The following is a 12,439-nucleotide window of genomic DNA, read 5'->3' on the forward strand; positions in this document are numbered from 1 at the left end:
TTTATATAGTATTGTAAACCAAAAATTTATGTTTCTTTTACGGTAATTATATGCACAGGACAAGCTTTTACTGCCAATTCACAATTTTCAACAATCGTATGGTCTGCAGATTTTAAAGTGTGAAAACCTTTGGCATCAACCGATTTTATTAATACTGATTTCCCGTCTTTTTTTGACATTTGAAACTGTGCTGGTGCCATTTCGACACAATAATTACAGCCAATACATTTGTCTCTTTGAAGCGTAACAACAACCATTAGTTTTCAACGATTTTATACATTTTGTCCGATAAACGAATGCGGAACGGCACTTTCAAAGTACAACTATCTCCTTTGGTTGCTTTTTCAGAAGTGGCATCATTCACAAAAAAATCTTCTAAAATTAATTCTTGAGCTCCTGTTGATGGACCAGTAATTAAAATTTTATCTCCTTTTTTGATGTCGTAAGCTTCTATTTTAAATTCGGCTATACTTGATTTTGGGAAATAATGCATTCCTTTTCCAACATATACTTTTTTCTGAGTTGCATTAGAACCAGGATTATCTGACCATTCGCCTAATTTTTGTCCCAAATAATACCCGCTCCAAAAACCGCGATTGTAAACCGTTGCCAAAGCTTCCATCCAAGTGTTGATTTTTTCTTTGGTAAACGTTCCTTCGTAATACGAATCGATAGCTTCGCGATAAGTTTTGATAACCGTTGCTACATAATCAGCTGCCCTACCTCGACCTTCAATTTTTAACACTTTTATTCCCGAATCGATTACTTGATCTAGAAAATCTAAGGTGCATAAATCTTTTGGAGACATTAAATATTCGTTGTCTACTTCAATTTCAAAACCACTTTCTTGGTCAATAACCGTATATTTTTTGCGACAATTTTGCTTGCAAGCCCCTCGATTTGCTGATGAATTATGCGAATGTAAACTCAAATAGCATTTTCCTGAAACCGCCATGCACAAAGCGCCGTGACCAAAAATTTCAATTTCAACTAAATTCCCACTTGGACCTTTAACCTGTTCTTTTTCGATGTCTTCGGTGATTTTTTTTACTTGACGTAAACTCAACTCGCGAGACAATACAATGGTATCGGCAAACATGGCGTAGAATTTAACCGTTTCAATATTAGTCACATTCAATTGGGTTGAAATATGCACTTCCATTCCAATCGTTCTAGCCGTCATAATAACCGCTTGGTCGGATGCAATTACAGCTGTGATTCCTGCTTCTTTTGCCTTTGATAAAAGTGTTTTTACAATCGACAAATCGTGATCGTAAATAATCGTATTTAGCGTTAAATAAGTTCTAACGTTTTTTTCGTTGCAACGACGTGCAATCTCAGTCAAATCGTCTAAAACGAAATTTACTGTTGCTCGAGCACGCATATTTAGTTGTTCGACACCAAAATAAATGGAATCGCAACCATTGTCTAAAGCCGCTTGCATAGATTCAAAATTTCCTGCAGGCGCCATTAATTCAATTCTTCCCGAAGTTGTCATTAGCCAATAATTTTAAATAATTTATCAGATAATCTTACTCGGAAAGGTACTTCAAAAGTTATTTTATCGCCAACTTTAGCTACTGAATTTTTAGTTCCGTTTACCAACATTTTTTCTAAAATCAATTCTTGATTTCCAGTTGTAGGTCCTGAAATTAAGATTTTATCGCCAACATTTAGTTCTTGATTTTCTACAACGAAAAGTCCCACTTGTGCTTTCACATAATAATGTTCGGCTTTACCAAGCAATACTTTTTTTACTTTTATTTTTTGACGAATGTCTTTCGTTTTTTCGGCTACAGCCAAAGGTTTGTCAGACAATTCTCCTGAATGTTTGAATTTTAAATTCTCTGATTTTCCTTTTCGAAATACTTTATTACCCACTTGTTTTCCTCTACGAAGTTTAACTTGTTCGGCTAATGGCAAATGCGTGATTTCTAAACATTCGGTAGAACAACAATTTTCCATTGCGGCTTTACATTCGTCACATTGAATGAATAATAAGTGGCAACCATCGTTTAAACAATTGGTATGATTGTCGCAAGGTTTTCCACATTGATGGCATTGCGAAACGATATCATCGGTAATTCTTTCACCTAATCTATGATCGAAAACAAAGTTCTTTCCAATGAATTTACTTTCTAAACCTTCCTCTTTAAGTTGCTTAGCATAATTGATAATTCCGCCTTCTAATTGGAATACATTTTTAAAACCTTGATGTTTAAAATACGCCGAAGCTTTTTCGCAACGAATTCCTCCAGTGCAATACATCACCAAATTTTTGTCTTCTTTAAAATCTTTTAATTGCTCGTTGATTATTGGTAAACTTTCTCTAAAAGTCTCCACATCAGGAGTAATAGCACCTTTAAAATGCCCGATTTCACTTTCGTAATGATTTCTAAAATCGACTACAATTGTGTTTGGATCTTCTAATATTTGGTTGAATTCTTTGGCTTTTAAATGCACACCAATATTGGTAACGTCAAAAGTTTCATCATTCAAACCATCGGCTACAATTTTGTCTCGAACTTTTACAGTAAGTTTTAAAAATGAATGATCGTCGTGTTCTACGGCAACATTCAAACGAATTCCTCTCATGAAATCGTACGCTTCTAAAGTTTCACGAAAAGCTTCGAAGTTTTCGGCAGGAACACTCATTTGCGCATTGATACCTTCTTTGGCTACATAGGTACGTCCAAGAGCATCAAGTTTGTTCCATTCAATAAATAAATCGTCGCGAAATTTTTTGGGATCTTCAATTTTGGCATACGCATAGAAAGATAATGTAAGACGTTGTTTTCCGGCTTCATCAATTAATTGAGCTCTTTCTTCTGCGCTTAAGGTGTTATACAGTTGCATGCTATAAACGTTTAAGTGAGAAATATGTTGTGAATTCTAAATGGAAGAATTCGAGGGCAAAGGTAATAAAATTGATTAAAAATCAAATCTTTAAATGAATTGGAAAACATATTAACAATTTTTGGCACAATTGAAAAAAGCTGTATTTTTACAAAAAAAGAATTGTAATCAATTTAAAGCCAAATATTATGAGTTCAGACAAAGAAGCAAAATTAAAAGCCTTACAACTAACATTAGACAAACTTGACAAAACTTACGGAAAGGGAACTGTAATGAAACTGGGCGATAGCGCGGTGGAAGAAGTAGAGTCTATTCCTTCAGGTTCATTAGGTATTGATTTGGCACTTGGAGTAAATGGTTACCCAAGAGGAAGAATCATTGAAATCTACGGACCAGAATCGTCAGGTAAAACTACGTTAACATTACACGCCATTGCAGAAGCTCAAAAGGCAGGAGGAATTGCAGCATTTATTGATGCGGAACATGCATTTGACCGTTTTTATGCTGAAAAATTAGGAATCGATATTGATAACTTAATTATTTCTCAACCTGATAATGGTGAGCAAGCATTAGAAATTGCCGAAAGTTTAATCCGTTCGGGAGCCGTTGATATTGTTGTTATTGACTCGGTTGCTGCTTTAACACCAAAAAGTGAAATTGAAGGCGATATGGGTGATTCTAAAATGGGATTACACGCACGTTTGATGTCACAAGCTTTAAGAAAATTAACAGGAACTATTCACAAAACCAATTGTACGGTTTTCTTCATTAACCAATTACGTGATAAAATTGGAGTTATGTTTGGAAGTCCAGAAACTACAACTGGAGGTAACGCATTAAAATTCTATGCTTCAGTTCGTATCGATATTCGTAAATCGACTCAGATTAAAGATGGTGATAATGTTTTAGGAAACAGAACTAAAGTAAAAGTGGTAAAAAACAAAGTAGCTCCACCATTTAGAACTGCAGAATTTGACATCATGTATGGAGAAGGAATTTCAAAAGTAGGTGAAGTTTTAGACTTAGCGGTAGAATTTGAAATCATTAAAAAAAGCGGTTCTTGGTTTAGTTATGGAGAAACAAAACTAGGTCAAGGTAGAGATGCTGTAAAAGCATTAATCAAAGACAACCCAGAATTAATGGACGAATTAGAACAAAAAATTAAAGATCTAATCAAAGAAAATAACGCATAAAAATTAAATCACGCCTCGAGCGTGATTTTTTTTGTAATTTAACGCAACCTTTTTTAGAAAAATTAATCTACTAAGTATAATAATCAATGAAAATGAAAAAATTAATTTTATTAGTAAGTATTCTTTTTTTATTAAACTCTTGTGAACTAGAAGATAATAGTTTCAGTGTTGAAATTTTACCTGTTCATTCTGTTGAGATGCCTACAGAATTTGTCTTAGGGGAAACTTATCAAATAACTATGCAATATTATAGGCCAACAAATTGCCACTCTCCTTATGGTATTTACTACGAAAAAGAATTAAATACAAGAACCTGTGCAATCAAAAATTTGGTTGAAGGAAGAGGTAATTGTGCTCCTGTTGAAAACATACTAGTTGAAGAAACATTTAATTTTCATGTTACAAATACTGGAAACTATGTGTTTAAGTTTTGGACAGGTCATGACGTTGAAGGAAATGATACTTTTATGACATATGATATTCCTGTAAATTAATATTTAAAAAATTGATTATAGAGCAACTTATACATGAATGTAGTAACAATAATACTAAAGCACAAGAGCAGGTTTATCGCTTATTAGCGCCAAAGTTGTTTTCTGTGTGTTTAAAATATTCGCGTAATTACGAAGAAGCTCAAGACAATTTACAAGAAAGTTTTTTAATCATTTTTGAAAAAATAAATCAATATAAAAATACGGGTTCCTTTGAAGGATGGGCCAAAAGAGTTACCATAAATTATGTTTTACAGCAATATAGAAAACAAAACATTTTTGAAATTGTTTCTGAGAAAATTGCTGACGAAGAGGAAATTGAAATTGATGATGACAACATCAGTTTAGAGTTTTTAACCAAGATTATTCAAGAATTACCAGACAGATATCGATTGGTTTTTAACTTATATGTTTTAGACGGATATTCTCACAAAGAAATAGCCGAGATGTTAGAAATCAACATCGGAACATCTAAGTCAAATTTAGCTAGAGCAAAAGCTATTTTGAAAAGTAAGATAGAATCAAATAACAGTTTTGAGGTAAAAAAAAGTAAATGAAAGACAATAAAAATATAGAACGATTATTTCAAGAGAAATTCAAAGATTTTGAAGCTTTACCGCCTCAAGATTCTTGGGATGTTATTGCAAGTCGTTTAAATGAGAAAAAGAAGAAAAAAAGAATTGTACCTATTTGGTTCCAATTTTCTGGAATTGCCGCTTCACTATTTATAATCGGTTCATTAATTTGGAATTTCTCAGGTGAAAGCAATACAACTGAGGTGCCAAATTCTAACAACACAATTGTAAATACTGAAGATTCTAAAGGAAACTCAAACAATTCAAACATTACTTCACCTAATAACGAAGCTATTGTTTATGATTCGCAATCAAATGAAGAAAATTTAGATAAAAAATCTAACAACTCAATCAATCAATATAATGAAAAATCGATTGATGAAAAATTAGTTAAATCGAAACTTAAAAACAATTCTAGTAGAAGAAACGGATTAGTTTCAAATGGCAAATTACAAAACGATATTGATGCAAGTTCAAATCAAAAAGGATTTAAAAAAGGAAAGAACAATTTCAAAAAACAATCATCATCTGTAACAAATTCTGAAAAAGCTTTAGTAGCTAATACAGAAAAAAACAAAGCGAAAAGAAAATCAAAATCGAAGTCAAATAAAAATAATTCTGATTTTGAAAACCTATTTGATGATAATAACGTAGTTAATAATAGAGAAGATAAAAACGCTATCAATAAAGAAACTATTGATGCTTTTTTTGAAAATAAAACATCAAATACAACAACAATAACTAATAATGATTCTATTATAAAACAAACAAACAATTCAGATGTTGTTGTTTCTAATGAAATCATTACTCAAGATAGTACGCTAGTGGCTGAAGTTTCTAAAGAAACAAATCTGCTAGAGGAATTGCTTAAAGAAAAAGAGGCTGGGAAAAATGAAGATGAAAAAGAAGAAAAAAGAAGTAAATGGGCGATTAGCACTAACGCGTCGCCTGTTTATTTTAACTCCTTAGCACAAGGATCTTCAATTGACCAACAATTTGATTCGAATAGCAAAAATTATGCAACAACTTTAAGTTTAGGTATAGCTGGAAGCTATGCAATAAACAATAAATTAAGTTTAAAAACAGGTGTTAACAATATTAATATAAGCTACAATACCAATGATGTTCTTTTTGATGCACGAATAAATACTGTTGAAAACAACATCCCTACAATATCAAGAAATCCAGAAGCATCAAATATGGTATTTTCGTCAAAAGTTGGTAATGTAGAAACATTATCGGGTGATGTTGAAAATGTAATTATTGAGAACAATGTAGGTGCATTACAACAAAATATTAGTTACATCGAAGTTCCTTTAGAATTAAGTTACAAATTATTAGATAAGAAATTTGGTATAGAAGTGATTGGAGGAATGAGTACCTTATTTTTAAATCAAAATAACATTTCTTTATTAGCAAATGGTATCGAAATGGAAGTAGGAAGAGCCAATAATTTAAACAGTATACATTTTAGTAGTAATGTCGGTTTGGGTTTTAAATACTCGTTCTGGAAAAGCTTTAATGCTAATTTCCAACCTATGTTTAAATACCAGATCAATACGTTTAGTGAGAATTCCGGTAACTTCAAGCCTTATTTTATAGGCTTGTATACCGGAATTAGTTTTAGTTTTTAAGCTTTGTTGGTTAAGCTTAAATTTATAGTTAAGTTGTTTCATTTCTAGTTAAAATGAAACTGAGAAAGTCTAGATGCGTCTAGACTTTTTTATTTTAAATCCTGAAGCAACGGTTGTAAAATGATATCTCTTACTTGTTGTTTCAATGCATTTCTGTCTTCCAATGTTTTGCCTTTCGTTTCAATTATCGGATAAATTTTAGCGCGCATTTTTCCCGGAGTTCCACTGAAGAAAGTATAAGAAAAACGTTTTTTATTATCGAAAAACACCATTGGAACAATTGGCAATCCATGCTCAATAGCAATTCTGAAAGCACCATCTTTAAATTCATCTAACACAATATGTTCTTCCGGAACGCCACCTTCTGGAAAAATACAAATACTCAAACCTTGATGAATTCTTTTTTGAGCACGCTCAAAAACCTGATAACGACTTTTACTATTTGATCTGTCTACCAAAATACAAACGCGTTTATAAATAAATCCAAAAATCGGAATCTTAGCCAATTCTTTCTTTCCCACAAAAACAAATGGATGATTTTTAACTGCAATCAACATCATCATAATATCGGTCATTGAAGTATGATTAGCTACTAACATATAACTTTTCCCATCTTCAAAAACCTCATCACCTTCAATAGAATAATTAAAACCCATTCCAATTAAAATAATCTTAGACCATAACCTAGCAATTTTAAAAAATAAAGGATACGTTTTCTCGCTTAAAATGGTAGCCAAAATAAATGGAAACAGTACAATGATTGGAACCAAAACCAAGATGTAAAACCAAATTCGATATAAAAGTGTAAGCGGATATTTTAAAAATTTCATTTAGCAAGTTTATTTGATTTCCAAAAGTAATCATTTATATAAAACCTATCTCTTTTTACTTTTCTGTTTTTACGCTACATTTGCATTTCAGAATAATAATTAAAAAACTTGGCGAAGCATTGCGAATAACTTTGCGATTCTTTGCATTAAAAAACAACAATGGCAAAAATCTTAACCGGAGTTCAAAGTACAGGAACACCACACTTAGGTAATTTATTAGGAGCAATTATTCCTGCTATTCAAATGGCAAACAATCCTGATAACGAGTCTTTTCTTTTCATTGCCGATTTGCATTCGATTACGCAAATCAAAAATGGAGCAGAATTAAGACAAAATACGTATAGTGTTGCGGCAACTTGGCTTGCTTGTGGTTTAGATACTAATCGTGTGGTTTTTTATCGCCAATCTGATGTGCCTCAAACGACCGAGCTTTCTTGGTATTTGAGTTGCTTTTTCCCGTTTCAACGTTTAACATTAGCACATTCTTTCAAAGATAAAGCGGATAGATTAGATGATGTGAATGCGGGATTATTTTCGTATCCGATGTTAATGGCTGCAGATATTTTATTGTATGATGCCAATTTTGTTCCTGTTGGAAAAGATCAATTGCAACATTTAGAAATTACGCGTGATGTAGCTTCGAGATTTAATCATCAAATGGGTGAAACGTTTGTATTGCCTGAAGCTAAAATTGATGAGCAAATCATGATTATTCCAGGAACAGACGGACAAAAAATGAGTAAATCGAGAAACAATTTTATCAATATCTTTTTAGACGATAAAGCGTTACTAAAACAAATTAAAACCATTGAAACCGACAGCACTCCACTTGAAGAACCAAAAAACCCAGACACTTGTAATGTGTTTGCTTTATACAAATTATTAGGTTCTGCAGAAGAAGTTGCTGATTTACGTGCCAAATACGAGGCTGGAAATTACGGTTACGGTCACGCAAAACAAGCCTTGTTTGAATTAATCGTTGAGAAATTCAAAACCGAAAGAGAAAAATACAATTACTACATCAACAACTTAGAAGAAGTAGATAAATTATTGCTTGAAGGTGCTGCAAAAGCAAGTGCGGTAGCGAATGGTGTTTTGAAAAGAGTGAGAGAGAAGTTGGGTTATTAATTAAACTCAAATTTAAAAATAAAAAAACCTCAAAGTTTAGAAGTCTAAATTTTGAGGATTTTTATTCTTTAGTAATCTTTTCGATTTTCCATTTATTTTCCTTTTGAGAGAAATTACAAAATACATGATAGGTTCCATACATTTTTAATACAGAAAAAAATGCTTTTTCATCTTTCTCATCAATAAGTACTCTAGTTAAGAAAACCAAAGGATTGTTTGAATTTCTATCTTCACCCTCAAATGTGTTTTTAAAATTTACTAAATTAATTTTTAGATTACATTTTTCAAATTCATTTAATTCAACACCTCTAAAATCTAAATTATTAAATTTATAAATATTCTTATCAAATTTTAATTTTTCAACATCTGCAAGAGTATCTAAAATTCCAAATTCAATTCGCTTAAATTTTTCAACCAAATTAAATATACTATCTGATTTTTCATTTCTTATTTTTTTATACTTTTCCCAATCATTATATTCTACTTTTTTAATACTATCAATCTGTTTATTAGGATAAATTATTGAGTCAATTTCTGGTGGTGGTGGAATAATAATTCCTAATCTAAGAAAACTGTTAATCTCATATTTTGCAATTTCCGGCAACACATCGCACAAAACTTCTGCTTCTAATTCTTCATAAGTTTTTTCTTTCTCGGTGCAAGAGAATAAAAACAAAACTATCGATACGATGCTAAGTGCTTTTTTCATGTTCTAAATTTAGGAATTTCAATCAAAAAATAAGCCAAAAAAATCAAACCACCTCAAACATCTTTCCGGGCAAAGGTCTAATCACTCCTTTTAATTCCATGTTTAACAAAATGGAAGAAATGCGATAAATAGGAAAATCACATTCTAAGGCGATAATGTCCATCATTTCTTTTCCTGTTTTTTGAAGGTAATCATAAATGATTTGTTCTTCTTCGGTTAAGGTGACGAACAATTGTTTTTGTACTACTTTTTGAGATTCGCGTTGCAATTCCCAATTCAAAATATACACCAAATCAGCTGCCGAAGTAAGCAAATTAGCACGTTGTGTTTTAATCAAATTATTGCAACCTTGACTATACTTATCCGTCGTTCTTCCTGGAACTGCGAAAACATCTCGGTTGTAATCGTTGGCTAAATTAGCGGTGACTAATGAACCACCTCTTTCAGCACTTTCAATTACGATGGTAGCTTCACTAATGCCAGCAACAATGCGGTTTCGTTTGATAAAATTTTCTTTATCGGGATTACTGGAACTCCAAAATTCTGTTAAAAACCCACCATTTTGTTCCATTTTTGCCATGTACTTTTTGTGTATTTTCGGATAAATTTGATTCAATCCGTGAGCTAAAACACCTATGGTTTGCAAACCACAGTCCATTGCTATTTGATGTGCGTAAATATCAACACCATAAGCAAAACCGCTAACAATAATTGGATTTAAAGGTGAAATTTCTTCGATTAATTTCTTAGTAAATTCCATACCATACGTCGTGATTTGACGTGTACCGACAATACTAATAATTCTTTGGTTTTGTAAATCGATATTTCCGGCTTGGAATAAAAGTACAGGACTGTCGTAGCAGTTTTTTAATCGCTCGGGATAATTTTCTTCTTGAAAATAATTAGTGGAAATGTTTTCTTGTGCAAGAAATTGGAGTTCGGCTTCTGCTTTTGCAAATACCGATTTGTCTTGCAAATTTTTAATTACAACCGAACCAATGCCGTCAATTTTTTGAAGTTGGGATTTTTTCGAAGCGAAGACTTCTGTAGCGTTTCCGCAATGTTGGATGAGTTTTTTGGCGATTACATCTCCTACTCCTTCCACTTGCATGAGCGCAAGCGTATGGTATAATTCTGACTGTGTCATGGCGTGTATAAAATTTATTTGGCGTATAATTGAAGAACAAAAATAGTTCTTTTTAACAATAATACAAAGATTTTTTACTTCTTAGAAAACAAAGACCAAGAAAGAAAATGGAAACCTAACCAGCCCTGATGGGAGCGGCACCGTGTAGAGAGGACAGCAGGAATATGGGAACCAAGAAAGCCCAAGCCATTCGCTTCCAATAATTTAAAGTAAAAATCGCAATTGTTAATAATTTTTGTTGATAAAATTTTGATATTGCTATTGATTATCTAACTTTGTTGTTATGCAGATAGAGAAACACATATCCGACTTATTATATCGTTATCAGTGCGTTACTGTTCCTGGCTTTGGTGCGTTTTTAACCGAAACTGTGTCCGCTCACGTTACTGGAAGCGCAAGTTCGTTTTTTCCACCTAAAAAAGTGGTTTCGTTTAATGCGAATGTAAAAAACAATGATGGTTTATTAGCAAATCATGTGGCATTACAAGAAAAAATGTCTTACGAATTAGCAGTAATCAAAATTGGTGATGTGGTAAACGAATGGACGTATTTGTTACAAAACCGCAATCGTGTGGTGTTGAAAAACATTGGCGAAATTTCGGTTAACAATGAAATGAATTGGGTTTTTGAACCCGCTAATACGGTAAATTATTTAACGGATTCGTTTGGTTTGAGCAGTTTTGTTTCTCCTGAAATTACAAGAGAAGTTTTAAAACAAGAAGTAGAAGCTTTAGAAGAAAAAGCGCCAATTATTTTTACTCCTGAAAGAAAAAGAGATTACTCGTATTTGAAATATGCAGCTGTTTTTGTAGTGATGTTGGGTGCTGGTGGTTTTGGATATAAAACTTACTATGATCAACAAATTCAAACCAAAACTTTAGCAGTTCAGAAAAACGTTCAAGAGAAAGTACAACAACAAATTCAAGAAGCGACTTTTGTAATTAGCGCTCCTGTTGAAGCGGTAGAATTAAGTGTGGCAGCTCCTGTTGAAGAAAAAATGCCTTATCATTTAGTAGCTGGCGCTTACAGAAGTGAAGAAAACGCAAATAAAGCTATTGCTGAATTAAAAGCAGCTGGTTTTGAAAATGCGAAGATGCTTCCTTTAAATAAACACAACTTATATCCTGTGGTATATGCTAGTTTTAAAACGTTAGAAGAAGCACAAACCGATAGAAAAAACATACAAAAAACACATAATGCAGAAGCGTGGTTAATGATAGAATAATTTTTTAACACTTTGCGTAATAATTATTAAAATCCCTTTTTTGGGATTTTTTTTTGCATATAATATTCGAAAACCTCATTATCTTTGTAAAAAAAACAATGCAACCAAAATTTCCTTCAGAATCGGTAACTACTTTAACCGACTTAGTTTTACCAGGTGAAACGAATCCTTTGAACAATTTATTTGGTGGAGAATTGTTAGCTCGTATGGATAGAGCAGCAAGTATAACCGCTAGAAGACACTCACGTAGAATTTGTGTAACTGCTTCGGTAAATCACGTGGCTTTTAACAGAGCTATTCCTTTAGGAAGTGTGGTGACCGTTGAATCTAAAGTATCGAGAACTTTCAATACTTCTATGGAAATTTTTATTGATGTTTGGATTGAAGACAGAGAATCAGGAATTAAAAATAAAGCTAATGAAGCTATCTATACATTCGTAGCGGTTGATGAAACGGGAAGACCAATTCCAGTTCCACCAATTGAACCAGAAACCGAATTAGAAAAACAACGTTACGAAGCAGCATTAAGAAGAAAACAACTAAGCTTAGTCTTAGCCGGAAAAATGAAACCAAGTGAGGCAACGGAATTAAAAGCGCTGTTTATGGAATAAATTGAGAACCTTCGGGTTCTTTTTTTTATTTTTGTAAAAA

The 12,439-nt window shown here is 32.5% G+C and carries 13 protein-coding genes; 7 read left to right on the forward strand and 6 right to left on the reverse strand.

The features are described from left to right. Window positions 1-26: 26 nt before the first annotated feature. Genes B2741_RS07870 through B2741_RS07880 form a run of 3 tightly spaced genes read right to left on the reverse strand, consistent with a single transcriptional unit; the run spans window position 27 to window position 2,856 of the window. The gene (locus tag B2741_RS07870; RefSeq protein WP_264548635.1) at window positions 27-257 is read right to left on the reverse strand and encodes a ferredoxin; all 231 of its coding nucleotides are present in this window, start codon (window positions 255-257) and stop codon (window positions 27-29) included. Further along, on the reverse strand, window positions 257-1,498 hold the full coding sequence (locus tag B2741_RS07875; protein WP_291137290.1) for a peptidase U32 family protein: 1,242 nt from the start codon (window positions 1,496-1,498) through the stop codon (window positions 257-259). Before B2741_RS07875 ends, B2741_RS07870 begins: the two co-directional genes overlap by 1 nt. Then, the gene (locus B2741_RS07880; protein WP_291137293.1) at window positions 1,498-2,856 is read right to left on the reverse strand and encodes a rhodanese-related sulfurtransferase; all 1,359 of its coding nucleotides are present in this window, start codon (window positions 2,854-2,856) and stop codon (window positions 1,498-1,500) included. Before B2741_RS07880 ends, B2741_RS07875 begins: the two co-directional genes overlap by 1 nt. A 188-nt stretch (window positions 2,857-3,044) precedes the next feature. Here B2741_RS07880 and recA point away from each other — a divergent pair, with 188 nt between their 5' ends. The 4 genes from recA (at window position 3,045) to B2741_RS07900 (ending at window position 6,749) form a co-directional block, all read left to right on the forward strand. Then, window positions 3,045-4,049: a recombinase RecA gene (gene recA / locus B2741_RS07885; RefSeq protein WP_133608986.1), complete on the forward strand. Its 1,005-nt coding sequence runs from the start codon at window positions 3,045-3,047 to the stop codon at window positions 4,047-4,049. A gap of 92 nt (window positions 4,050-4,141) precedes the next feature. Further along, the gene (locus B2741_RS07890) at window positions 4,142-4,543 is read left to right on the forward strand and encodes a hypothetical protein (RefSeq protein WP_291137296.1); all 402 of its coding nucleotides are present in this window, start codon (window positions 4,142-4,144) and stop codon (window positions 4,541-4,543) included. An 11-nt stretch (window positions 4,544-4,554) separates the two neighbouring features. Then, entirely contained in the window at window positions 4,555-5,097 is a 543-nt protein-coding gene (locus B2741_RS07895) for an RNA polymerase sigma factor (protein WP_291137299.1), read from the forward strand. Next, window positions 5,094-6,749, forward strand: a complete 1,656-nt coding sequence (locus B2741_RS07900; RefSeq protein WP_291137302.1) for a hypothetical protein — start codon at window positions 5,094-5,096, stop codon at window positions 6,747-6,749. The genes B2741_RS07895 and B2741_RS07900 overlap by 4 nt, the downstream gene beginning before the upstream one ends. Window positions 6,750-6,838: 89 nt before the next feature. On the opposite strand, the gene B2741_RS07905 is transcribed toward B2741_RS07900, so the two are convergent. After that, window positions 6,839-7,579, reverse strand: a complete 741-nt coding sequence (locus B2741_RS07905; protein WP_291137305.1) for a lysophospholipid acyltransferase family protein — start codon at window positions 7,577-7,579, stop codon at window positions 6,839-6,841. Between the two features lie 159 nt (window positions 7,580-7,738). On the opposite strand from B2741_RS07905, the gene trpS reads away from it, so the two are divergent. After that, the gene (trpS, locus tag B2741_RS07910; RefSeq protein WP_291137308.1) at window positions 7,739-8,707 is read left to right on the forward strand and encodes a tryptophan--tRNA ligase; all 969 of its coding nucleotides are present in this window, start codon (window positions 7,739-7,741) and stop codon (window positions 8,705-8,707) included. Between the two features lie 61 nt (window positions 8,708-8,768). Here the strand turns inward: trpS and B2741_RS07915 are convergent, their stop codons facing one another. Continuing rightward, window positions 8,769-9,416, reverse strand: coding sequence for a hypothetical protein (locus B2741_RS07915; RefSeq protein ID WP_291137311.1), 648 nt, complete (start codon window positions 9,414-9,416; stop codon window positions 8,769-8,771). 43 nt (window positions 9,417-9,459) lie between these two features. Further along, window positions 9,460-10,563 (reverse strand): DNA-processing protein DprA, encoded by a 1,104-nt coding sequence (gene dprA / locus B2741_RS07920; protein ID WP_291137314.1) that lies wholly within the window; start codon window positions 10,561-10,563, stop codon window positions 9,460-9,462. A gap of 283 nt (window positions 10,564-10,846) precedes the next feature. Here dprA and B2741_RS07925 point away from each other — a divergent pair, with 283 nt between their 5' ends. Both B2741_RS07925 and B2741_RS07930 read left to right on the forward strand, forming a co-directional pair. After that, entirely contained in the window at window positions 10,847-11,788 is a 942-nt protein-coding gene (locus tag B2741_RS07925) for an SPOR domain-containing protein (protein ID WP_291137317.1), read from the forward strand. Window positions 11,789-11,886: 98 nt separating this feature from the next. Further along, entirely contained in the window at window positions 11,887-12,399 is a 513-nt protein-coding gene (locus B2741_RS07930) for an acyl-CoA thioesterase (RefSeq protein WP_111566472.1), read from the forward strand. Window positions 12,400-12,439: the final 40 nt, after the last annotated feature.

Origin of the sequence: Flavobacterium sp. UBA7663, assembly GCF_002483315.1 — a bacterium.
GTDB lineage: Bacteria > Bacteroidota > Bacteroidia > Flavobacteriales > Flavobacteriaceae > Flavobacterium.

Coding starts and splice junctions, on each gene's coding strand:
- B2741_RS07930 (WP_111566472.1), top strand. CDS start 11,887: ATGCAACCAAAATTTCCTTCAGAATCGGTAACTACTTTAACCGACTTA.
- B2741_RS07905 (WP_291137305.1), bottom strand. CDS start 7,579: ATGAAATTTTTAAAATATCCGCTTACACTTTTATATCGAATTTGGTTT.
- recA (WP_133608986.1), top strand. CDS start 3,045: ATGAGTTCAGACAAAGAAGCAAAATTAAAAGCCTTACAACTAACATTA.
- B2741_RS07900 (WP_291137302.1), top strand. CDS start 5,094: ATGAAAGACAATAAAAATATAGAACGATTATTTCAAGAGAAATTCAAA.
- B2741_RS07915 (WP_291137311.1), bottom strand. CDS start 9,416: ATGAAAAAAGCACTTAGCATCGTATCGATAGTTTTGTTTTTATTCTCT.
- B2741_RS07875 (WP_291137290.1), bottom strand. CDS start 1,498: ATGACAACTTCGGGAAGAATTGAATTAATGGCGCCTGCAGGAAATTTT.
- dprA (WP_291137314.1), bottom strand. CDS start 10,563: ATGACACAGTCAGAATTATACCATACGCTTGCGCTCATGCAAGTGGAA.
- B2741_RS07880 (WP_291137293.1), bottom strand. CDS start 2,856: ATGCAACTGTATAACACCTTAAGCGCAGAAGAAAGAGCTCAATTAATT.
- B2741_RS07925 (WP_291137317.1), top strand. CDS start 10,847: ATGCAGATAGAGAAACACATATCCGACTTATTATATCGTTATCAGTGC.
- trpS (WP_291137308.1), top strand. CDS start 7,739: ATGGCAAAAATCTTAACCGGAGTTCAAAGTACAGGAACACCACACTTA.
- B2741_RS07890 (WP_291137296.1), top strand. CDS start 4,142: ATGAAAAAATTAATTTTATTAGTAAGTATTCTTTTTTTATTAAACTCT.
- B2741_RS07870 (WP_264548635.1), bottom strand. CDS start 257: ATGGTTGTTGTTACGCTTCAAAGAGACAAATGTATTGGCTGTAATTAT.